Origin of the sequence: Marinomonas sp. FW-1, assembly GCF_005222245.1 — a bacterium.
Classification (GTDB): domain Bacteria; phylum Pseudomonadota; class Gammaproteobacteria; order Pseudomonadales; family Marinomonadaceae; genus Marinomonas; species Marinomonas alcarazii.
The window spans coordinates 2341713-2364812 of sequence record NZ_CP025987.1 but is presented as its reverse complement, the minus strand read 5'-3'; the positions used below and the strand labels follow the sequence as shown (position 1 = coordinate 2364812).

The 23100-nt window shown below is 43.2% G+C and carries 23 protein-coding genes; 18 read left to right on the top strand and 5 right to left on the bottom strand.

Going from position 1 to position 23100, the window contains the following annotated elements; translation table 11 throughout:
* The first annotated feature begins 54 nt into the window (after positions 1-54).
* The 7 genes from C1X04_RS11095 (at position 55) to C1X04_RS11065 (ending at position 7297) form a co-directional block, all read left to right on the top strand.
* Positions 55-1077, top strand: coding sequence for a TRAP transporter substrate-binding protein (locus C1X04_RS11095; protein WP_137169943.1), 1023 nt, complete (start codon positions 55-57; stop codon positions 1075-1077).
* Positions 1078-1079: 2 nt separating this feature from the next.
* Positions 1080-1601, top strand: coding sequence for a TRAP transporter small permease (locus tag C1X04_RS11090; RefSeq protein WP_137169942.1), 522 nt, complete (start codon positions 1080-1082; stop codon positions 1599-1601).
* Complete coding sequence (locus C1X04_RS11085; RefSeq protein ID WP_137169941.1) at positions 1598-2926, top strand: TRAP transporter large permease; 1329 nt, start codon at positions 1598-1600, stop codon at positions 2924-2926. Before C1X04_RS11090 ends, C1X04_RS11085 begins: the two co-directional genes overlap by 4 nt.
* Positions 2927-2947: 21 nt before the next feature.
* Positions 2948-3877: a 3,4-dihydroxyphenylacetate 2,3-dioxygenase gene (gene hpaD / locus C1X04_RS11080; protein WP_110573262.1), complete on the top strand. Its 930-nt coding sequence runs from the start codon at positions 2948-2950 to the stop codon at positions 3875-3877.
* A 405-nt stretch (positions 3878-4282) separates the two neighbouring features.
* Positions 4283-5422 carry a tyramine oxidase subunit B gene (locus tag C1X04_RS11075; RefSeq protein ID WP_137169940.1) on the top strand — a complete coding sequence of 380 codons (1140 nt, stop codon included), beginning with the start codon at positions 4283-4285 and terminating at the stop codon, positions 5420-5422.
* A 102-nt stretch (positions 5423-5524) separates the two neighbouring features.
* Positions 5525-5944, top strand: coding sequence for a Rid family hydrolase (locus C1X04_RS11070; protein WP_110573258.1), 420 nt, complete (start codon positions 5525-5527; stop codon positions 5942-5944).
* Between the two features lie 60 nt (positions 5945-6004).
* Positions 6005-7297, top strand: a complete 1293-nt coding sequence (locus C1X04_RS11065) for an FAD-binding oxidoreductase (RefSeq protein ID WP_110573256.1) — start codon at positions 6005-6007, stop codon at positions 7295-7297.
* Positions 7298-7399: 102 nt separating this feature from the next.
* Here C1X04_RS11065 and C1X04_RS11060 read toward each other — a convergent pair whose 3' ends face one another.
* The gene (locus C1X04_RS11060; protein ID WP_137169939.1) at positions 7400-8746 is read right to left on the bottom strand and encodes an anti-phage deoxyguanosine triphosphatase; all 1347 of its coding nucleotides are present in this window, start codon (positions 8744-8746) and stop codon (positions 7400-7402) included.
* A gap of 110 nt (positions 8747-8856) precedes the next feature.
* Here C1X04_RS11060 and C1X04_RS18775 point away from each other — a divergent pair, with 110 nt between their 5' ends.
* Positions 8857-9162: a LysR family transcriptional regulator gene (locus C1X04_RS18775; RefSeq protein WP_137169938.1), complete on the top strand. Its 306-nt coding sequence runs from the start codon at positions 8857-8859 to the stop codon at positions 9160-9162.
* A 49-nt stretch (positions 9163-9211) separates the two neighbouring features.
* Here C1X04_RS18775 and C1X04_RS11050 read toward each other — a convergent pair whose 3' ends face one another.
* The 3 genes from C1X04_RS11050 to pabB all read right to left on the bottom strand — a co-directional run bounded on the left by C1X04_RS11050 (position 9212) and on the right by pabB (position 12135).
* Positions 9212-9946 (bottom strand): phosphoadenylyl-sulfate reductase, encoded by a 735-nt coding sequence (locus tag C1X04_RS11050; RefSeq protein WP_137169937.1) that lies wholly within the window; start codon positions 9944-9946, stop codon positions 9212-9214.
* A 105-nt stretch (positions 9947-10051) separates the two neighbouring features.
* Positions 10052-10702 carry a CoA pyrophosphatase gene (locus tag C1X04_RS11045; RefSeq protein ID WP_137169936.1) on the bottom strand — a complete coding sequence of 217 codons (651 nt, stop codon included), beginning with the start codon at positions 10700-10702 and terminating at the stop codon, positions 10052-10054.
* Between the two features lie 8 nt (positions 10703-10710).
* On the bottom strand, positions 10711-12135 hold the full coding sequence (pabB, locus tag C1X04_RS11040) for an aminodeoxychorismate synthase component I (protein WP_137169935.1): 1425 nt from the start codon (positions 12133-12135) through the stop codon (positions 10711-10713).
* A 165-nt stretch (positions 12136-12300) separates the two neighbouring features.
* On the opposite strand from pabB, the gene C1X04_RS11035 reads away from it, so the two are divergent.
* From C1X04_RS11035 to C1X04_RS11015, 5 genes are all read left to right on the top strand, one after another.
* The gene (locus tag C1X04_RS11035; protein ID WP_137169934.1) at positions 12301-13173 is read left to right on the top strand and encodes an alpha/beta fold hydrolase; all 873 of its coding nucleotides are present in this window, start codon (positions 12301-12303) and stop codon (positions 13171-13173) included.
* Positions 13174-13265: 92 nt separating this feature from the next.
* Complete coding sequence (locus C1X04_RS11030) at positions 13266-13778, top strand: GspH/FimT family pseudopilin (protein ID WP_137169933.1); 513 nt, start codon at positions 13266-13268, stop codon at positions 13776-13778.
* Between the two features lie 56 nt (positions 13779-13834).
* On the top strand, positions 13835-14149 hold the full coding sequence (locus C1X04_RS11025) for a hypothetical protein (protein ID WP_137169932.1): 315 nt from the start codon (positions 13835-13837) through the stop codon (positions 14147-14149).
* Entirely contained in the window at positions 14149-15030 is an 882-nt protein-coding gene (locus tag C1X04_RS11020) for a type II secretion system protein (RefSeq protein ID WP_137169931.1), read from the top strand. Before C1X04_RS11025 ends, C1X04_RS11020 begins: the two co-directional genes overlap by 1 nt.
* An 82-nt stretch (positions 15031-15112) precedes the next feature.
* On the top strand, positions 15113-15568 hold the full coding sequence (locus C1X04_RS11015) for a hypothetical protein (protein ID WP_110573237.1): 456 nt from the start codon (positions 15113-15115) through the stop codon (positions 15566-15568).
* Here the strand turns inward: C1X04_RS11015 and C1X04_RS11010 are convergent.
* The gene (locus tag C1X04_RS11010; RefSeq protein ID WP_137169930.1) at positions 15552-15812 is read right to left on the bottom strand and encodes a PP0621 family protein; all 261 of its coding nucleotides are present in this window, start codon (positions 15810-15812) and stop codon (positions 15552-15554) included. The two genes, C1X04_RS11015 and C1X04_RS11010, sit on opposite strands and share 17 nt — an antisense overlap.
* A 73-nt stretch (positions 15813-15885) precedes the next feature.
* Between C1X04_RS11010 and C1X04_RS11005 the strand changes: the two genes are divergently transcribed.
* The 5 genes from C1X04_RS11005 to C1X04_RS10985 all read left to right on the top strand — a co-directional run bounded on the left by C1X04_RS11005 (position 15886) and on the right by C1X04_RS10985 (position 23028).
* Positions 15886-17523, top strand: coding sequence for an NAD+ synthase (locus tag C1X04_RS11005; RefSeq protein ID WP_137169929.1), 1638 nt, complete (start codon positions 15886-15888; stop codon positions 17521-17523).
* 46 nt (positions 17524-17569) lie between these two features.
* Positions 17570-19012 (top strand): NAD(P)/FAD-dependent oxidoreductase, encoded by a 1443-nt coding sequence (locus C1X04_RS11000; RefSeq protein WP_217494966.1) that lies wholly within the window; start codon positions 17570-17572, stop codon positions 19010-19012.
* Between the two features lie 525 nt (positions 19013-19537).
* Positions 19538-20320, top strand: coding sequence for a hypothetical protein (locus C1X04_RS10995; protein WP_110573227.1), 783 nt, complete (start codon positions 19538-19540; stop codon positions 20318-20320).
* A 92-nt stretch (positions 20321-20412) separates the two neighbouring features.
* On the top strand, positions 20413-20727 hold the full coding sequence (locus C1X04_RS10990) for a hypothetical protein (protein WP_110573225.1): 315 nt from the start codon (positions 20413-20415) through the stop codon (positions 20725-20727).
* Positions 20728-20838: 111 nt separating this feature from the next.
* The gene (locus C1X04_RS10985) at positions 20839-23028 is read left to right on the top strand and encodes a hypothetical protein (RefSeq protein ID WP_110573223.1); all 2190 of its coding nucleotides are present in this window, start codon (positions 20839-20841) and stop codon (positions 23026-23028) included.
* Positions 23029-23100: the final 72 nt, after the last annotated feature.

The following is a 23100-nucleotide window of genomic DNA, read 5'->3' as shown; positions in this document are numbered from 1 at the left end:
AGCCTGATTGAGTTAATAACGATTTAAAATAATTATAAATAGAGGATAATCGTGATGAGCCTTAAAAAGATTTTTTCTATTGCTGCAGCCGCCACTTTGTCTACCATGACGTTTGCAGAAACAATCCGGGTTGCTAGCTGGCTTCCACCGACCAATCCTATGAACCAAGTGGTTATTCCTGCTTGGGGTAAAGCCATATCGGATGCCTCCGACGGACGTATTAATGTCGAAATCGTTTATGGCTTAGGCCACCCTAAAACGATGTGGAATTTGGTTGAAGACGGAATAGTGGACGCGAGTTATAGCTACCATGGTTATGTTCCAGGGCGTTTTGAATTACCCCAAGTTGTAGAGCAACCAGGGCTAGGCACTAATGCGGAAGCGGCCTCTTACGCATTGTGGACGACCTATGAAAAGTTCTTTTCTGCCTCTAATGAATTCGATGGTCTAAAACTACTGGCTTTATTTACGCATGGACCGGGTCAAATTCACTCAAATTTTCCAGTCAATTCCATTGATGATCTGAAAGATAAAAAGATCCGCATCGGTGGCGGTGTGCAAAGTATCATTGCGGAAAAATTCCATGTGACACCAGTCGGCGCGCCTGCACCAAAAGTTTACGAGATGATGCAACAAGGCGTCATTGATGGTGCGTTTTTACCTGCGGTAGAGCAGAAAGTTTTGCGCCTTTCAGAAGTCACTCAGTATTTGACCATTTTCCCTGATGGCCTCTACATGGGCAGCTTTTCAATGTTCATGAATCCTGATGTGTTTGAAGATTTAGATAAAGAAGATCAACAAGCAATTAATGATGCATCAGGGGAAGTGTTATCCGTGCTAGCGGGTAAAGCGTGGGATGCAAGTGATGCAGCAGGAATAGAATCGGCACGTGAAAATGGCGTCACAGTCACTACTTTGTCTGCCAATGATAAGCTCGTTAAAGATGTTCAAGCCACTTTGTCTGACGCCAGCGCCAGCTGGATAAAAACCGCGGATGACAAAGGTTATAACGGCAGTAACGCGTTGAAATACCTTCGTGATACGGCTCATGAGTACGCAGCGAAGCATGGAGAATAGCGATGTGGTTATCTGCGATGGTTAATAAATACCATGAAGAATTTGGGCTAGCTAAATGGCTAGCCTTTGTTCTTGAGGTTGTGTCGTCACTCGTATTGCTTGCTTTGATGATATTGACTTGCTCTGACGTGGTTGGACGTTACGTATTTAACAACTCTATCAACGGTACAACTGAGCTTACTGAGTTGGCTCTTTGTATCATTGTTTTTTGTCAGTTGCCTATCGTAACCCTTACTAGCGCTCATGTGGTGGTTGATATTCTTGATCGTGTATTGCCAGCAATGTTTATGAAAATCAGTGGTTTAGCTATTAATTTAGTGATTGCTGCTGGTTTTTTCTTCGTGGCAGAACGTGTTTGGTTTCAAGCTTCTAGGTCATTACGTCGCGGTGTCATGACGGAATTTTTGCATATTCCTGTGGCGTATTTTATCCAGTTTATCTCTATCATGATGTTTGTTACCGCCGCAATTCTTATGCTGAAAGCTTTTTATGCTGTGATGTCAAAAGTGGAGGTGGCTGAATGATTGTTTCTGCTTTTGGCTTTGCCATTCTTCTAGTGCTTATTCTCATTTTTAGAATGCCTATCGCCTTTGCTATGGGAACGGTTGGTATTGTTGGCTTTGGTTATTTGCAAGGTTTGAGTTTCGATAATGTGTTTGATTTTCGTTGGACTGGACCTTTATCTCTTGCGACAAATCGTATTATTGATACCTCACAAGAGTATGGATTGTCTGTTATTCCGTTGTTCATCTTGATGGGTAACTTTGTGACGAAAGCAAATTTATCGGGTGAATTGTATAAAGCATCCAATGCGTTTTTGGGGCATCGTAAAGGCGGTCTAGCCATGGCTACGATTGTGGCTTGCGGTGGTTTCTCGGCGATATGTGGTTCGAGTTTGGCAACATCTGCAACCATGGCCAAGGTCGCCATGCCGCCGATGAAAAAATATGGCTACAGCGATGGCTTAGCCAGTGCATCTATTGCGGCAGGATCTACACTCGGTATTTTAATACCACCTAGTGTTATTTTGCTGATGTATGGTTTGTTAACGGAGACCAGTATACGCGAATTGTTTGCCGCTGGTTTCTTGCCTGGTTTACTGGGGATTTTACTGTATCTGTTGGCCGTGAGATATGTCGTTTGGCGGCATCCAGAAAAAGGCCCAAGTGCAGAGCGTACTGGTCTTGCTGAACGTATACAGGCGTTGAAAAATGTCTGGGGTGTTTTGGTTTTATTTCTGGTGGTAATGGGAGGGATTTATCTTGGTGTTTTCACTCCTTCTGAAGCCGCAGGTGTTGGCGCTGGAGGGGCTTTCTTAATTGCTCTAATGCGTAAATCACTGACAGTCGAGGCGATTTTTCATGCCTTAATTGATACAGGTAGAACCACGGCAATGTTGTTTTCGGTATTAATTGGCGCGTTAATCTTTTCGGACTTTATTACTATTGCCGGTTTGCCCGCTGAATTATTGGCTTTTGTGCAAAGTTTTAACCTTTCAGCGTTTGGGGTTATTTTAATTATTATCGCTATTTATTTAGTGCTAGGAATGGTGTTTGAAAGTTTATCCATGATTCTTTTGACGGTTCCTATTTTTTATCCCTTGGTACAAAGCCTAGGTTTTGATTTGGTCTGGTTTGGTATCGTGGTGGTTGTGGTGACAGAAATTAGTCTTATTACGCCGCCTGTAGGGATGAATGTCTTTGTGTTGAGTGCTGTATTGAAGGATGTGAAAGCGGGAACGATCTTTAAGGGCATTACGCCATTTTGGTGTGCTGATATGGTTCGACTCGGCTTGATTGTGGTCTTTTCATCTGTCGCTCTTTTCTTACCAGAACTGTTATATAGATAAACACTATTTTGGAGATTTACTATGGGTAAGTTAGCTCTTGCTGCAAAAATAACACATGTGCCATCTATGTATCTTTCGGAGCTTGATGGCCCTCAAAAAGGCTTTCGTCAGGCGGCTATAGATGGCCACCTTGAAATCTCTAAGCGTTGTCGTGAGCTTGGGGTGGATACCATTGTTGTGTTTGATACGCACTGGTTAGTAAATGCGAATTATCACATTAATTGTGCGCCACACTGGGAAGGGGTTTATACCAGTAATGAACTGCCACACTTCATTAATAATATGCCATACAGCCTCGATGGTAACCCAGAGCTGGGTCGTATCATTGCTAAAGTGTGTAATGAACAGGGCGTTGAGACCATGGCGCATGATGCGACGACATTAGCGCCTGAATACGGCGCGCTAGTGCCAATGCGTTATATGAATCCAGACCAACATTTCAAGTGTATTTCAGTCTCAGCTCTATTAACGGTTCATTACTTAAATGATTCAGCGCGTTTGGGATGGGCTATCCGTGAGGCGATTGAAAAACACTACGACGGTACGGTTGCCATTTTGGCAAGCGGTTCGCTGTCCCATCGCTTTGCTCAGAACGGTCAGGCTCCCGATTTCTCTACCAAAGTGTGGAGCCCATTTCTTGAGAGTCTCGATCATCGAGTCGTTGAAATGTGGGAGAACGCAGAGTGGAAAACATTTTGCGAGATGCTGCCTGAATACGCGGCAAAAGGCCATGGCGAAGGATTCATGCATGATACCGCTATGCTGTTGGGTGCACTTGGTTGGTCAGATTATGATCAAAAGGTAGAAGTGATCACTCCGTATTTTGGTAGCTCTGGTACAGGGCAGATTAATGCTATTTTCCCTGTGTCACCACAAACAGGTGACGCTGTTCCAGCGCCTCAGGCGTCCGTTGAGAACGGCACATTTGTTTACGGTACCAGCCGCCTGTAATTCACAACTTTTCCAAAATGGCTGCATCGAATCTTCGGGCAGCCATTTATGCTGAGTAATAAATCTTAGCTTTCTCATCCTCTGCGTTCCATCTAGAACAGGGTTCAAATGTCCCTAAAGGGATATATGAATGGTGTTTTTTTGTCGATACGATAAAAATGTTCCGTTTTATCTTCTTTCAGAAGAGGGCGTTTGAATTCTCCAATATAAATAATGCTAAAAAAGTAGAGTGTTATTTAAAAGGAGTTGATGCCATATTAATAATAAGTTCTTTTGTACGATGTGATCTTAATATTTTAGTGATAAACGTACACATTGATTTAGTTTAATTGCTGGATCTATTTATTCTTCGAAAACATCATTATTAATATAAAAATATAAACCATTTTTAGAATAGGCAGCACCATGAGTGAGAATACTAAAATCGATTTTATTTACCTTTCTGAACCAGACATGATTAAAGCCGGCGTAACCGATATGCCAAGTTGCGTGGATACCATGGAAGAGATGTTTGGGCTTTTGTATACAGGTGATTACCGTATGGCGGGTCCTAATAATGACTCTCATGGTGCGATGATTACGTTTCCTGATGAATCTCCTTTTCCTACCATGCCAAAGCCAACAGCCGATCGCCGTTTAATGGCGATGCCTGCCTATCTTGGCGGTAATTTCCAAACCTCCGGTGTGAAATGGTATGGCTCTAATATCGCCAATCGAGAGAAAGGTCTGCCTCGTTCTATTCTGATGATGATCCTGAATGATATCGATACAGGAGCACCTTTGGCGTATATGTCTGCTAACTTGCTGTCTGCTTACCGAACAGGGGCTATTCCTGGTGTGGGGGCGCGTTATCTAGCTCGTAAAGACTCTAAAGTAATAGGACTGCTTGGCCCTGGGGTGATGGGGAAAACAACAGTAGCGGCTTTTATTGCTGCTTGCCCTCAAGTGGATACGATTAAAGTCAAAGGCCGTGGTCAGAAAAACCTAGACAGCTTTATTGACTGGGTCAAAGAAACCTTTCCACAGGTTACCACAATTGACGTGGTAGACAGTGTCGAAGCGGTGGTTCGTGGTTCAGACCTTGTTACTTACTGTAATTCAGGCGAAGTGGGGGATCCGTCCACTTACCCAATTGTTAAGCGTGAATGGGTAAAACCGGGTGCTTTCCTAGCGATGCCAGCGAGCTGCAGTTTAGATGATGGCATGGAGCAAAAGGATGTTCGTAAAGTCCTTGATAACACTGGCTTGTACGAAGCATGGTACGAGGAAGTGCCTAAGCCTGCTCATAACGTGATTCCGCTTGTAGGTGTGCGCTGCATGGACATGATTGCAGAAGGCAAGCTTTCCCATGATGACCTTGAAGACCTTGGCAAAATTGTCTATGGCGATTCTCCTGCTCGTCAGAACGATGAAGAGATCATTATTTTATCTGTGGGCGGTATGCCAGTGGAAGACGTCGCTTGGGCGACAGTGGTTTATCGTAATGCAATTGAAAAAGGCATTGGCGTCCCACTGAATCTTTGGGACGTTCCAGCATTACGTTAATTAAATATTTTATTTAGACAGTGAAATAGCAAACCATATGCGTTGGTATGGTTTGCCATTCGCTAAGCATTATTATCAGTTTTAAATATTAGGTAAGAAAAAATGGCGAAAATAATTAAAGCAAAGACAGATTCTATATTCGAAGAAAAAGCGAGTTATTCCCGTGTTGTGTCGGTAGATAATTGGATATTTGTATCGAATAGTGCTGGTCGAAACCCTCAAACAAAAGAAATTCCTGAAGATGTGCTTGATCAGTTAGATCAAGTTTTTAGTAATATTGAGTTGGCTTTGAAAGCCGTTGATTCTTGCCTTGAGGACATTGTTGTTTCTCGTGTCTTTATTCAAGACCCAGCTGATACACCAAAGGTTATGGATGCGATCGGGCAAAAATTCAAAGGCGTGAATCCTGCTTCTACCGTTACTTGTCCTCCTTTGGGTTCAACGGTTTATAAAGTGGAGCTGGAAGTGACGGCTTATCGCGGTGCGTCCACTGCTGATGTTCAAAATATTTCTATCGGCTAATAAATCTGCATCAGGGGAGGAGCAAATTTCGGATCCTCCCTAACTCTTCAGGAAAAAATTATGACAAAAACACTCGAAAGGGTTGAGACCCAAGATCAGCTTCCTGACTCAACCAGCGTTGTCATTATCGGAGGTGGCATTGTTGGTTTGACCGCCGCGTTAGCGTTGGCAGAGCGCAATATTCCTGTTGTACTGTTGGAAAAAGGTCATGTGGCTGGTGAACAATCCTCACGAAATCTAGGCTGGATTCGTAAAACCAATCGTCATTTACATGATGTTCCATTAGCGCAAGCCGCAGATCGACTTTGGGCCGAGATGCCAAGCCGAGTAGGGCAAGATGTTGGTTATAAGCAATCTGGCATCATGTTTCTGGCGAAAAACCAAGCACAGCTTGCCATGCACCAAGGCTGGTTAAAGTCTGTCGAGTCGCTGTCGTTAGACTCAAGGATGGTTAGCCCTGAAGAAATTGAACAACTGGTTCCTGGTGGTAAAGGCAACTGGCTCGGCGGTATTTATACACCTTCCGATGGTAACGCAGAGCCTTCTATTGCTGCTTCGGCTATCGCTAAAGCCGCGATTAAAAAAGGCGCGATTATTGTTCAGCAATGCGCGGTACGAACCTTGTCGACGGAAGGCGGAAAAGTGTCAGGCGTGGTCACGGAAAAAGGGCCGATTCGCTGTGAACAAGTGCTACTAGCAGGCGGTGCGTGGTCTAGGCGATTCTTGGGTAATCTCGGTATTTCATTTCCGACACTGCCTTTAATTTGCTCTGTATTGCGAACCAAACCTATGGAAGGGCCAACGGACATTGCCGTGGGTGGGCCTGATTTCTCTTTTAGAAAACATCAGGATGGCGGTTATATCATCACGCAGCGCGGGAAGCTGGATGCTCCGGTGACGCTTGATCATTTGTTAATTGGCCATAAGTATCTTGATCAACTTCGTACTCAGCGCAGTTTTTTAAATATTTCGATGGGCAGCTATTTCTTTAAAGATTTGGGGTTATCTCGTCGTTGGAATGCAAATAGCCGCACGCCTTTTGAAAAAGTGAGAACCAATGATCCTGACTTCAATGCCGACTTGAACCAGCAAGCGTTAAACAACCTTAGACAGGCTTGGCCTATCTTTGAAAAGGCTGAAATTGCTGAAGCATGGGCTGGCATTATCGATGTTACTCCTGATTCTAATCCGGTGATTGATCGAATTGAATCCATTCCAGGTTTGACCGTAGCAACGGGCTTTTCTGGGCATGGTTTTGGAACAGGGCCAGCGGCTGGACAATTAGCGGCCGACTTAATGTCAGGCGTAGAGCCTATTATCGATCCAAGTCCTTATAAATTTGGTCGACTGTAAGTTCTAAATACAACGGCTCCTAAAAAATACCCCAGATCTACATAAGTCAATCTGGGGTATTTTTTTAGCCACTTCTTAGTTATTCCTACAAGAAGATTCAACCTACATGGGTTCAAACACCGACCCTAAACTTGGAACAAACAGTTTGTTGTACATCCGGCTGGCGTAATCGTCGGTCATAGAGGCCATGTAATCGCAGATGATACGAAGTCCATTTTCACCTCTATCTTGGCTTTTTTGCCATTCGCTGGCGATTTCCCTAGGCAGTAATCTGCTTGGGTCGGCTGAGTAAGCCTCAAACATTTCCAATAACATCTGCTGGCCTTTATAGACGAGCATTTGCACTTCTGGACGTTGGATGATGTGTTGCATTTCAAATTGTTTTAACAAATTTAATGCTTGGCGTTGACCTTCTGGAAGGCCGACTTGAAAACGCAATAACGGATGCTCGAATTGTGTTTTTTCAACCACTCGACAAGAGGTAATAAACCAGCTGACTAAGCTGCCGATCGCTTCTTTACGAAGGTGGCTTTGGCGACTAAAAAGTTGTGTACGTATGTCGTTTAGATTTTCAGCTAAAAAGGGCGATGCTAAAGCGGCGAGTTTGGGTTCTAAATGCTCTAACCACATGTCTTTGGTCACCATACCAAGAACAATCGCGTCCTCTAGATCATGTACGCCATAGGCAATGTCGTCAGCAAGATCCATAATACTGGTATCAAAACTGGCGTGCTTGGCTTTAGCGTGGCCGTCAGGCTCTGCTTGTTGTACTTCTTGTAATAAGGTCCTGTCAGCTTGGCTCAAGGGCTCAAGGATCCAATTTAGTAAGTCTTGTTCTTCTTGGTAGACGCATTTTGGTGGCGCCCAGTTGGACGCTTTAAATTGGCGGAAGTTAGCTGGTTTTTCGGGGTAGTTGCCTACCACTGTTGAATACAGAACCGGGTACTTTAAAACGCCTAATAAGGTTCGGCGAGTAACATCCATGCCATAAATAGGTGAGTAAGAACCACGTTTGCCGAGAATTCTCAGAGATTGCGCATTGCCTTCAAAACCACCATAAGTTTGCATCATGTAGTTCAGGGCAATTTCACCACCATGACCAAAAGGAGGATGACCAATATCGTGGCTTAGGCAAATGGTTTCGATTAATGCATCATCAGCAAGCCAAGGTTGAAAGTCTGCGTCTGCGGGCGAGCTGTGTTTTAGCTGGTGAACAATGCCGTTGCCAATTTGAGCCACTTCTAATGAGTGGGTTAGGCGTGTGCGGCTGTAGTCGTTTTGTCTGATAGCGAGGATTTGGGTTTTTGACTGAAGTCGACGAAATGCGGCGCTATGTATGATTCTGGCTCGATCACGCTGATAAGGCGTACGGTAATCATTGTCGCGGGACTCTTGGTGGCCGGATTGTCTTTCGTGCCAAGGTAACATCACATCTTGTGCAGTGGTCATTTTGTTAATCCATAGGGCTAATAATATTCAGTCTTTCACGAAAACACGATATAGGTCAATGTTCGTAAAAATAGCATTGGGCATAATGTAATTAACTATAAGGATTCTTTATGCTTAATACACAACATCTCATTACTTTTAAGGCGTTGGTTCAAACTGGGAGTTTCACCAAAACTGCGAAGCAGTTAGGTTTAACTCAACCTGCGGTGAGTCAGCATATTCAAAAACTAGAACGAGATTTGGGCGAGGCGCTGCTGCTTCGTCATGGACGAACCACGGAAATGACACCAGCAGGAAGGATTTTATTGCAACACATACAAGAACTGGAAGTGTGCTATAACGATTTTATTGCGTCTTGGCAGAATTATCTTGAAAACCAATTTGTAGATGAGACTGAAACAGCCAAACATGCCTGATAACATCAAGCATGTTTAGGGCTAACCTAGTTATAGATAAACTAGATGCTTATTGCTGAGCGGTTGGTATTAGGTTTGCGACGTGTAAACCACATTCTTTGTGTTCAGATTCTTCCCACCACCAACGACCTTCACGTTCATGTTGATTCGGTAAAATAGGGCGCGTACAAGGCTCGCAACCTATGCTGGTAAAACCTTTCAAGTGCAATTCATTGTAGGGAACGTCAAACATTTTGATGTAGTTCCATACGTCTTCAGAAGACCAATTTGCCAATGGATTGAATTTAAATAAGTCTTTTTCATCTGTGCTAAACGCGGCATCTTTTTCAGCAAACGCCAGAACATTGCGTGTCCCTGGGCTTTGATCTTTACGTTGTCCTGTTATCCACGCATCAAGCGTCGCCAATTTACGTTTCAGGGGCTGTACTTTACGGATGCCACAACATTCTTTATGACCATCCTCGAAGAAACTAAATAAGCCTTTTTCGCGAGTGAAGTTTTCTAGAGCTTCACGGTCGGGAGAAAGAATGTCGATCTGAATGTTGTAATGTTTGCGTACTTGCTCCATGAAGCGGTAGGTTTCTGCATGAAGGCGTCCGGTATCTAGAGAAAATACCTTGATGTCTTTTTTCGCTTTGACAGCCATATCAATAAGAACAACGTCTTCTGCGCCACTGAAAGAAATGGCGATGTTGTCGAATTCTCGAATCGCGTTATGGATAATTTTTTGAGCTTCGTCTTCTTTATTGTTGGCAATAAAAGACGCTAAGTCGAATGCTGGCATAGGATAATGTACCCTGATCTAAGTTACGTTATTGGTACGATAACAATTTGTGTCGATGAAGCAAAAGACGAAAGAACACTAACCTTATAATGCTTGAAAGTGATATTAGCGAATGTGTTTGGCCAGTGTTTGATATAACCCGTATAAAATACCCGCAGTAACGCCCCATATGCGAATTTCTTCATAGTCGATTTCAAAGTAGCCTCGCTCTATGGTGTCGAGCTTCTTTTTCCTAAATCGGTAATTTTGTGGGGTAAGCAGGTGGCGTAATGGCACCCAGTGGACAGATTTTACTTCGTCTTCACAAAGGCTTAATTCACTTCGGCGTGTCATTTCAGCGACAATAGGTTTGATGCAATATCCAGAAATGGTGCAGTATTCACCTAGTTCGCCCAGTAGATCAAAGCAATCGGGTGACAGTCCAACTTCTTCTAAAGTTTCTCTTAGTGCTGTGTATTGAATGCTGGCATCGTCGGGGTCATGTTTGCCGCCTGGGAAAGCGATTTGTCCAGGGTGGTTGCGCATGTGAAGAGCGCGTTGAGTTAAAAGAACGTAAAGTTCCCCATTTTCTGGCTCTCGCCAAATGGGAATAAGCACAGCGGCAGACCGATATTGTAAGTCATATCCCTTGGGGAACATTTGCTTATCAGGGTTATGAATTTGTTGTGCGTAGGGCTCCTTGTCTAATGCTGCGCGAATATCATCCAAACTTAGATTAATGGGAGGAGCACTTAAAAACTTCTCTATGTCAGACATAGTACGGCCTATTTCAAAAAGTCTTGTTCTAGAGTATGGGTCAATTTGCCTACTTTGGTAAAGGTTTCTTGGTATTCTTCTTGGCATTTTGAGTCAGCCACTAAACCACCGCCTGCCCAGCAATGTAAGTTGCCATGATCTGCCACCAGAGTACGGATAGTGATACTCGAATCCATTTGACCGTTGGCACTGAAATAGGCAATAGAGCCACAGTAAGCGGAACGTTCGTGGGGTTCTAGCTCATCGATAATTTCCATCGAGCGAATTTTCGGAGCGCCTGTGATAGAGCCGCCAGGGAAACTTTGATGGAAAACTCGAATGGCTTGGTCCGCTTGATCGATTTTGCCTTCTACCGTTGACACCAAATGATGCACATTAGCGTAACTTTCCAAATCAAAAAGCTTGGGCACTTTGATGCTGCCTGTTAAACAAGTGCGGCCTAGATCATTACGTAGCAAGTCGACAATCATTAAGTTTTCAGCGCGATCTTTTTCGGAAGCGAGTAACTTGTCTGCATTCGCTTTGTCTTCTTCTGGCGTTTTGCCACGAGCGATTGTGCCTTTGATTGGTTTGGATTCCACTCGGCCTTGATCGCATAATAGAAAGCGTTCTGGCGAATGACTCAAGATACTTTGCTCTGGCGAAAACACCATATAAGCAGAAAATGGCGTCGGACAAACGTCTCTTAATGCATGATACGCCGTAAAGGTGTCGCCTTGGTATTGAGTTGAAAAACGCTGTGCCAAGTTGACCTGGTAACAATCTCCAGACTGAATGTAGTCTTGAACCGCTGCGAATTTTTGTGCGTATTCCGCGTCGCTCATGTTAGAGGTAAAAGGCGCTTGTAGGACAAAAGGTCGCGCTTCGTTTAGGTCATGCTTGACCAAAACATCATCACAGGCGCTGGTAAAACGGTTAATCAAATCGGCGACATCTTCAGCATGGCACCAAGGCGAGGTAATGAGTTGAGTGGTTTTTTCTTGATGATTGGTCACCACCGCCCAGCCATAAAGCCCAACACTTAACGTATCCAGTTGTATGTCGTGTTTTACCGTATCAGGTAGTTCCTCTACAAAGTGGCCGCTTTCGTAGCCATAAAAACCCAATAAACCACCAATGAAGGGCAGATCTTTTGGGGCAGACTGCGCCCAAGATTCTTGGCAAATTAAACTCATTAACTCATTCAGCAGCGTCATTGGGTTGTCTGTATGACTGAGTTCGTAAAGTGGCTTCTCATACCAAGTAATGGCTTGGCTATGTTCTGTAGGGTGAACACGAGCGATTGGCTTGGCGACTAAAATATCGTAATTTGTGTCAGGAAAATGTTCGTGATTGCTGTCGAGTAAGGCTGGGTAAGGTAAGTCCCGTACTGCAGAAAAGAAAGACAATAATGACGTCTGATAAGGTAGATTTACTTGTTTGATTTCTGACATTTATTTTAATACCTAGTAATATGAGATCTATGCTTATCAAAACTTTGTTTAAACTAGACTCGTCTTGATTTCGCTCGCAAAATAAGGCGCAAGGTCTCAATGTATTCGTTTTGCTGATCACAGCATTGTATTCTTTTAATAAGGCTCCTCACAGGTTAATTACAAGTGTCTGACATTTTTTTTCTTTCTTTACCCAATGCGCGCATTGCGTACCGCCTTTACGAGAATCCCCAAGCACAAAGCGACCGTGTTTGCTTATTATTACATGGTGCTGGTGTCGCTGGTGAAATTACCTTCGCGCCCATGATGCCGTATTTTACTCAATGGCGTTGGATGTTGGTTCCAGATCTGAAAGGCATGGGAGATTCCTATCACCATCATGGTGAAGAAGCCTCTGTGTCGATAGATGAATTGACCGACGAGGTTGAAGCCTTATTAGCCCATGTAAAATGGGACGATTTTGATGTGGTTGCTTATTCTCTCGGTGGTTTGGTTGCATTGAATTTAAACCATCAGCGCAGCAAGCAAGGCAAAAAGAAAGCCAAAATGGCGTTGTTTGAACCCGCTTCTTTGGACCGAGAAGATCTAGCTACCTTGATGGACGTGCGCCAAAAGTATCGTCATGCGTCAAAGTTGATCCGAGATACAGGAGATGTGGAACTGGGCGTGGCGAGCTTTATGGATGGCGTATCGCCTAATAGACGCAAACACCCAGTGGCGGAAGCCACAACACAGTCGCGTCTTGCCCATCGACCATTTGGTTTTGCCTATGCGCTGGATGCGGTGACAGATCATGTGGAAATGATGGCGAATCAGCCGCATATTCGTCAGGCCATGATAGATTCTTCAGAGCAAGTATTCTTGTTTTCAGGGGAATTAAGCCATGAAGCCTTGCGTCAACATTATGATCTATTAAGTGAGCGTAATGCTGATTGGCAACATAAAACCATGAGCGCTTGTGACCATTCATTGCCTTTCCAAAAGCCAAGGCAACTAGCGAATCATATCAATAAATGGTTTGCTGATAAGGACAATTAATTAAGGTTAAATCAGAGTGATTGACAGGGCAGGACGCCTTTTCGTGAGTTACTCTTATCGCATGCCAAAATTTGAAAACAAGGAGGTTTTCAATGAGCCGTCAACACGGTTTTTCCCTACTGGAATTGCTCTGCGTTCTGGCAATTTTAAGTATCTTGGCCCATATGGGGTCACTGCATTTTCTTCGTGTTAGTCAACAAGCTCAAGATCAAAACATCCTCAAAACAGAAATGAAGCGTCTAGCAGACGCACTGACTCAAGCTCGCCAATTGGCGGTTTTAAGCGGTCAAACCAGTTTCGTTTGTGGTGGTATCCGATGTGTGGGAGATTGGTCTCTGGGATTCATGCTTTATCAGGTTGAATCTCGCACTGGTGCTAAAAATGCGTTTAGGCAAATCGCCTTTGACCCTTCCGTCACTGTGTTGTGGCATGGATTTCCGATTAAAAAACAGCAAATAGAGTTTCTATCTAATGGCTTGTCTGGTTATCAGAATGGGACGTTTTCATTTTGTTTAGGAACATGGCAAGCGGACTTGGTATTAAACCAAAGTGGGCGATTTTATCTGTCCGATCCACAAACAATGGTTGGAGGGCAGTGCGGATGAATTTGCCTAGTGGAATTTATGAAACACATCCAAGACAAAGGCAAAGAGGCTGGATCATGCTTGAGGTGGTTCTTTGCTTGGCGCTGTTTTCTGCTGTTCTCTATGTTGCACAACGGCAAATCTCTGCTCAATGGCAATTCACTCAGCAAGCCAATGAGCAGCGCAAACACACGGAAAATCAGCAAAAACAAGCGTATATGGTGCAGCTAACCGGCTCTGTAAGTTGGCTGGATCGTTCCCTAGATGCTCACGTACAAATATACCCAGATTGCCAGCGATGCTCAGGCGATGATTTAACACGCTGGTTTCAGGCTTCATTACACCCTTTGCCTAAATCGGCGGTTATGACGTCAAAAAAAGAGGCTGAATAATGAATCTGAGACATTATTTAAAGGGCAGTTTATTCGTCGAGTTGCTGGTGGTTTGTGCCTTAATTGCCTTGTTTTTACCCTTTTTAGTCACCGCTCTCGCGCGTATGCAAGAACGCCAATTATTGGCGCAAACTTATCAAGATCAACACATCATCAAAAACGCCATTCGTTCTCACATTAAAGCGCAATGGGCGCGCCTTTTGCCAGCGAGTTGTCGTATAGATGAGCGCTTATTTTTAACGATTGAATCGGGCGATGTGCCTCCTGCGCGTTTGGCAGCACGTGAAGTGAGTAAAGGCTCCGATTGGTTAAAGGGCGTGGATTATGGTTTGTGTCGGCGCTCGATAACGCTTGATGACAACCCAATAGAAACGACCATGGATTGTCATTGGAAAGCGGGGGATAAGGCGTCATTCTCGTCTTGCGAGTCCTACTATGACGGTCAGGTTTTAAATGTAACGACGAGAAAAAGCGTCATCGATTTTGGTGTAGACGTTGCCCTAGGGCAGTCTGGCATTATCGAAAGCCAAGACGCTTTCTATTGGTATGTCTCAACAGGCAAAGAGGGCGTAAACGCACTCTGGCGAACACCAGAAGAGAGCGGTAATTCGTTAGAGCTGTGGAATGGGATTGAACGTATTGCTGTCTATCCATTATTAGATAGCAGCGGCAACGGTTTAGTGGATACATTAGAAACGCGCCATGGGGAATTTTCGCTAACAAGCATAAAGGGCTTGTGGGTGGAATATCAGTACCAATTAAGTGATTGCAAAATGTCAGGCAAGACAGCGTTTCAGCAGGAATATCATTCTATGAGAGGCGAGGTCTGGCGTTATTTGTCGCCTTGTCAGGGGGTAGGCAATCAAATTATTGTTCTTTAAATGCAGTGACGTTAAACGCGTATCTGAAGTGCTTGGATAAGGAAAAGCACAGCCCGAAAGAAACATTAAGGAAACCTAGAAAATGGACTTTTCTTTGTTAAAAGCCCAGCGCGGCTGGGTATCGCTGCCAATTATTGCGCTACTGTTCATCGTAGCGAGTGTGTCTATGCATTACCAAGACAGAGTGTTGGCTTCCTATCAGTGGCGCGGTCAGTTGAATGAAATCGAAATGGAACAGCAAATTTGGCAAGATTTTCAACAGGCTTGGATAGTGTCTCCAAGTTTTACTACGGCTAAGGCAAGTGAATGCCTTGGCTTTTGTGAGTTAAATGATCCTAACTTGGAGGGCTCTTGGTTTAATAAAGAAGGGCGACTACTGCATTATCGGTGGGAAAGCTACGAGTCTTTACCGGAGGAATCTGAGAATAGTCAGGTTTACTATCGACTGTGTGCCACACAAAACCAGCAACAATATCGCTGCTGGTGGTGGCGTGAAAGTCAGCGCATTTCAAGCGGTTGGGTCAGTGCTTCTGATTAAAGGCTTTTAAATGCTCGGCACTGCAAAATGCACGTGCTTCTTGGTCATGAATGGCATGAGAGCGTGGCGTAAATGTTTGGCATTCTGCACAACGAACCATACTTTCTTGAGACGCTTCTTTTTTACTTGGGCCTTTATTTTTACTTCCCTGCTGCGATTGGCCCTGCTTAAAAATGATAAATTGGCGGTATAACCACCAACCAATAAAGAAAATAGCAACAAAAACGATCAAACGTACGATCATATACTTTACCTAGCTTAGGTTATTCCAGACAATAACGGGCATATTCTAACAGAGTTCACGAGATAGCAACTGTATGACATTACGAATTGCAATGGCCCAGCTGGATATGCTGGTCGGCGACATTACAAAAAACACTCAATCCGTCATCGAAGCGGCGAAAAAAGCCCGTGATGAAGAAGGCGCAGACGTCGTCGTTTTCCCTGAGTTGACGTTAACTGGCTACCCACCAGAAGACTTATTGTTACGTTCTAGCTTGGACCAGCGAATTGAATCTGCCTTGGCAAAATTATTAGCCGAGATTCGCGATATTTATGTGGTGGTTGGTTATCCGCGTCGAATCGATGGAGAGCTATTTAACTGCGCTGGGGTGATTTATCAAGGCGACTTGCTGGTGGAATACGCCAAGCAGAAACTGCCTAACTTCCTCGTGTTTGATGATAAGCGTTACTTTAGCGAAGGCCAAGAAGCAGGCCTGGTGGACATCAAGGGCGTAAAAGTCGGTTTAAGCATTTGCGAAGATATTTGGCACCCAGAGCCGATTGCCCAAGCTAAAGCCGCGGGTGCAGAACTTATCCTTAACTTGAACGCTTCGCCTTACCACATCGAAAAAATGGGCGAACGCGAAGCATTGCTTCATCAGCGCGCGACAGAAGTCACTTTGCCGATTGTTTATGTGAACTACATGGGCACACAGGATGAGTTGGTATACGAAGGCGGCTCATTCGTGGTTAACGCCAAAGGCGAGAAAATCATGCAAGCGCCTTGGTTTGAAGCAGGTCTATACAGCATCGATATGATCGTCGACGAAAGCCAGCCTAACAAAGTTGAACCTGTCGCAAGTGTCATTGCGCCAGCATTAGGTTTGGAAGCCAGCGTGTATCAAGCCATGGTGCTTGGCTTGCGTGATTACATCACCAAAAACCGCTTTAAAGGTATTGTGCTGGGCTTAAGTGGTGGTATCGATTCTGCCTTGTCTTTGGCGGTGGCAGTGGATGCCATTGGTGCTGATCGTGTACAGGCGGTAATGATGCCTTACACTTACACCTCGTCTATCAGCTTGCACGACGCCGAAGAAGAGGCCAACTTATTAGGCGTGAAATACAGCGTTTTACCGATTGAATCCATGGTGTCAGCGTTCAGTGAAGTGCTTGCACCTGAGTTTGAAGGTTACGGCAAAGACACCACGGAAGAAAACCTGCAAGCGCGTACCCGTGGCGTGACCTTAATGGCGATCTCTAACAAGAAAGGCTACATGGTCTTAACCACAGGCAACAAAAGTGAAATGGCGGTAGGCTACGCCACTCTTTATGGCGACATGGTTGGTGGTTATTCCGTACTAAAAGATGTCTTCAAAACCTTGGTATTCAAACTTTGCCGCTACCGTAATACCTTGGGCTACGTCATCCCTGAACGTGTTATCACCCGTCCACCTTCAGCGGAACTGGCTCCAGATCAAAAAGACGAAGATTCCTTGCCAAGCTATGACATCCTTGATGAAATCTTGCGCATGTACATTGAAGAGGATCAAAGTGCAGACGCTATTTTAGCGACTAACCAATTTGATCGCGATACAGTGCATCGCGTACTTCGCTTAGTGGACGTAAACGAGTACAAGCGTCGTCAAGCGCCTACTGGCGTTCGAATTACTGCTCGTGGCTTTGGACGAGATCGTCGTTATCCGATTACCAATGGTTGGCACATCGGCGAGTAAAGTTCAGTAAAACATCGACTATAGCTTACCAATAGAAGTGATAAGAGTGGCAGACGAGAAGAGTTGTTGGACGGTATGTCCAGAATGTCAGGGGCGCGGTAAAAAAAGCCGAAGACTACGAAAAAAAGTGCGTTTAACTTACCAGAAGGAATGGGATGCCTTCGTTAAAAACAATGGTGAAGGCGTAGAACCTATTCGTCCCAAAGGACATCTTGAATCTTGTCTGCCTTGCTCTGGTGCAGGTGTCATACCGTCCGATGAGTTCCCACCTGTAGACACAGAAAATTACCCTAATGTCGCCATCATTGGTGGCGGAATTGGTGGTGTTGCTTTGGCTGTCGCCTGTTTGCACAGAGGCATTCCTTTCACATTATACGAACGTGACAGCAGCTTTAATGAGCGCTCCCAAGGTTATGGTCTAACCCTGCAACAGGCGAGCAAGGCAATTGAAGGCTTGGGGATTTTTGCCTTAAAAGAAGGGGTTATTTCCACTCGTCATCTTGTTCACACCACACAAGGTAAAGTGGTTGCTGAATGGGGAATGAGAAAATGGATGGCATCGGCTGAACAGCCAAGTTCGGTAAAACGCACCAATGTCCATATCGCTCGTCAATTACTGCGTTTAGCGCTACTCGATCAACTCGGTGAAACTAGTGCAGTGCAGTGGAATCATCAGCTCGTTGAATTTACAGAATCCGATGGCGCGGTTGAGCTAACCTTTAAAGTAGGTAATGAAATTAAACGCAGCACAGCAGACCTTGTTGTAGGCGCTGATGGCATTCGAAGTGCTGTACGCAAGCAATTGATCGGCGATGAAGCCAGCCCACTGCGTTATCTTGGCTGTATCGTGATTCTAGGCATTTGTTCATTAAGCGATCTTGATGGCGTTAAAAGCGACTTATTGGATTCCGCGACCGTTTTTCAAACCGCCAACGGTAATGAACGAATCTACATTATGCCCTATGCCGCAGATTCTGTGATGTGGCAGTTGAGCTTTCCCATGTCAGAAGATGAGGCCAAGCAACTAAACGCCCAAGGGCCACAAGCCCTTAAAGAAGAAGCTTGCCGAAGAACCCAGTGGCACGACCCCATTCCACAGATCTTATCCGCTACCAAAGCTTCCATGGTGTCTGGTTATCCTGTCTATGATCGCGCCTTACTAACATCGGCAGACCTAGCCGCAAGCGGAAAAGCCACTCTAATAGGCGATGCTGCCCACCCAATGAGCCCGTTTAAAGGCCAAGGCGCGAACCAAGCCTTATTAGACGCATTGGTCTTGGCAAGAGAAATTACCAAGGGATGCTGGTCTTTATCCCATTGGCGCGAGAAAGGCATACGTGAAAGCGTGCTAACAGCATACGAAGCCGAAATGTTAGAGCGCAGTGCCGTAAAAGTGAAAGACTCCGCCGCCGCCGCTGAATTCCTGCATTCTGAAATGGTATTACACGAGAGTGACGAACCGCGAGGGCGGTATCTTAAGAAAGACTAGAGTATCTAACTCAGCAAAAGCTAAGCGGGGTTTAGTTCCTTCCCCTTTCTTCAAGGGATTAGGATGGGGTTATTTTTTTGGGCTTCATAGTGAGCCACCAAAGAACGTAGGTCTGATGAGACGAGGCACGAGGCGTGATCTGACGTTGAAAGCGAAGCTTTCATTGTTTAGGTAGGTCGAGCCTTTAGGCCGACAATCAGCTGATTATGACGGTATATACAGTCTATTTTTGAAATAAACGCATTTTTGCGCGTTTAGCCATTTCAAATAAAACCGTTGTGCGCGTTTTGTACTGGTAGAAAGTAAAAAATTTTCCTAATATCAATGAATAAGAATATACAGCACAGAAATAACGCGCTGTGGATAAAAGGAAAAACGCGCATGCTCGTTTTTCCGGTTTTGGCTTTTGCTAGCATCTCTATTCATGGCTTTAGAGTCAGAGACTTACAAGGATATTAAGAAGGTTTTAAATATGTTTAAACATGCATGCAGACTATTAAGATGTTAGCTTTCTTTGGAGATTAAGTGCCTAATTTAAAAATGACACTTCTAGAAAATTCAATAAGCTTTTTCTTGGAGTCTGTGAATAAGGCAATTCAGGCCGAATCAGACGAAGACAAATGGAAATTTGCGATACTGCTATTAGTGCAAGCAATCGAAACTAGCTTAAAAGAGCGCCTGAGAAGAACCAATGAAATATTTGTTTATTCGAACATAGATAAGCCGAAGCATACAGTAGATCTGGGCCTGGCGATTGAAAGGCTTGAAAAAATATCGAAAGTTAATTTAAAGCAACCTGATGTAAAGTGCATTAGGACTGCATCTGAGCTTAGAAATCAAATTGTTCATTTTGAGTTTGATCTTTCGATAGAGCAAATTAAGTCTAACTTTGTGAGTCTTGTTGGTTTTTATACATCGTTTTGTCGTGATCATTTGGATTCAGATATTGTTTCTCTACTTCCTCCTAAACTCCATTCAGAGCTGCTAAATCTTGATAGCTATATCGAAGAGTTAGAGAACAGAGCTTCCGAACGAATGGTCGCTGAAGAAATTCCAGATGATGAGGTATGGGAATGTCCAGCTTGTAAAAAAGATACATTTGTAATTCACGATGGTACAGATACTTGTTACTTATGTGGTCATTCTGAGCCAGTTGTTGAATGTGAGCATTGTCAGGCTCTTGAGTTTGAGGAAGACCTTGAGCAAGTAGATTTTGGTAATATGAAGGGCTGGGAAAGCTATAAGGCTCTGTGTAAAGATTGCTTTTCCAAACTGGAAAATGAAAACCCTTATGAAGAGTATTATTGAGCAAAAGCTAACAAACGCGTCAATTGGGACTGGTTTTCCGCTGGCGCTCCAAACCAGCTCATTACGCGGGTGTTAGCTGCCTGAAGGAAGTTATGTACGATAAAACTAGAAAAGATCTAATTCTGACAATTGTGTTGCTTGAGGAAGATGAAAGTCGTTGGTCACAGTTCTTTCAAAAGGCTTTGGCTGCATTTGATGATGGTGAGTACCAGCGCTGTGCTGAAACTATACTTTCGGGTAGCGGAGGCATGGGAAGCCTTAATGATCTAGTTTTAGGTCAAACCACAGATAAAAATGGTAAGTTTCAGTGGAAACCAAACCATGAAGAAATTAACAATCAATTTCAAGAGTTGCTTTCTTCATTGTATGCATTTGCGCAGGGTATGCAGCGTATAGCTAACAAGTAAAATTACTTGACGTCAAAACCGCCGCTTTGCTCTGGTTTTACCGCCCGTGCTTTAGGTGTTATAGGGCTGGGTGATAAATTCGGTCTTGGTGAATAATTAAAAGGATGTGTTATGGATAGCCTAAAAGTATACCTCAAAAACTGTTATGGTATTTCTTCATTAGATGAAACTTTTGATTTTTCGAGTGCCGGAGGAAAAGCTAAAGCTTACTCAATTTATGCCCCAAATGGACTAATGAAAACATCGTTCTCTAGAACTTTTGAAGCTTTATCAAAAGATGACCAGCCAAATGAAGAACGTTTTAATCGCCAGCCTACTTGTATTGTTAAAGTTGATAATATCGATATACAAAAGGAAAAAATATACGTTCTTAAATCTGAAATAGAAATTAGCTCCGACAACGAAGCCGTAACGAACATTCTTATTAATCAGGAAAGTAAAGCTAGATATGACTCATTAGTCACAGATATTAATAAGTTGAAATCAAAGCTAGAAACATCGCTACAGAAAAAGTCAAAAATAAAAAAAGATGATATCGAAAATATACTGAAAAATGACTTTCAAACAGATAGTTTCTCAAAGGCAATAGAGTTAGCAAAAGGAGTTTTCATTGGCGAAGACCTAGAAAGCTTTATTTATAATGAGATATTTGACCCTAAGGCTATTTCAATATTAGAGAGTTCTGAGTTTTTATCAAAGTCCAATGAGTTTAATCAACGGTATCAAGAACTCTTTGATCAAGCAGGAACAATTTATACTCGCGGAATTTTTAACCCTGTAAAAGCTGATACTTCATTTAATACCTTAAATAAACAAGGGTACTTTGCCGGTGGGCATAAAGTTCATCTAAAAGGTGATAATTCTTCAATTGATTATGAAGAGCTCCAAGAAAAAATGAGGATTGTACATGAGTCAATCGACAGTGATGCTGAGCTTAAAAAATTAAGAAGCAACTTAGCTAAGAACGCACAAACGCAAGCGCTAATTACATTGTTGGAAAATATTTCTGCAACGGAAGTTGATTTGCTTTTACAAAATACAAAGCCTGAGAAGCAAGTAGAGTTCAAGAGGTGTCTATGGGCTTTTTATGTTCAAAACAGTCCAGATTCTGACGTATTCCTAGAGGCTTTTTCTGCCAACCAGGCTGAGTTACGTCAAATTGAATTGGACGCTGCTACAGAAGCTCCGAATTGGTCTAAAGCTATAGAGCTTTTTAATAATCGCTTTGTCGATATGCCATTTACTTTATCATTATTCAACCAAGTTGAAGCTGCTTTAGGAAGAGATAAAGCAAAATTAAAGTTCACATTCAAAGATGGTGATGATCAAATAGACTGTACTAGAAGCGAAATAAAGTCTTTAAGTCAAGGGGAGAAACGCGCACTTTATCTTCTAAATTTTATCTTTGAAGTCGAAGATAGAAAAAGAAAATCAGCAGAGACCATTTTTATTATTGACGACGTTGCAGATTCTTTCGACTACAAAAATAAGCATGCTATTGTTCAATACCTTGAAGATATTTCTAAAATCGAACATTTTTCACAGTTAATTCTGACTCATAATTTTGATTTCTTTAGAACTTTGGCAAATAACTTTGTTCATCGTGAAAGATGTTTAATGGCTAGCAGAACTGAAAATGGTATAGCGTTTTCTCAAGCTGAAGGTATTAAAAACTACTTTATCGGAAAGTGGAAAAGAAACATAAATAATAGTGATTTTATTCTTTGCGCGACAGTACCTTTTACAAGAAATCTAATTGAATATATTAAAGGTGAGGCCGATCCTGATTACTTAAAGCTTACTAGTCTATTGCACTGGAAAGAAGATACAGACCAAATTACTATCGGTGATTATTATGAAATCTATAATCGCTTATTTAATACAAATTACCCGACTAACGATGCAAGCTCTTTCAAAGAGTTATTGTTTGTTAAAGCAAATGAAATTAAAGATAGGGCTAACCATGAGGGGCTTAATTTAGAAGATAAAGTGGTTTTGTCAATAGCTATTAGAATGAGAGCTGAAGTTTTTCTTATCGAAGAAATACGAAAAGTAAAATCTGATGATACTTATTGGTGTGAATCAATGAATCAGTTTGGTGCTCTAATAAAATCCTATACAAAAGAATTGCCTGATAGTCAAGCTATCAGAACCCTCGAGAAGGTTAGTATTACTGTTAGCTCTAATATTCACCTTAACTCTTTCATGTATGAACCGATATTAGATTTGACTATCGAACACTTAATTAAATTGTATTCAGAAATTTTAGAATTAGAATCTGCAGTGCCAGTTCCTCAATGAAGTGAACCCGCCCTATAATAAGACCTATAACAAGACCATTAAATTCGCTCGCTACGGTCGCCTGACGCTCGC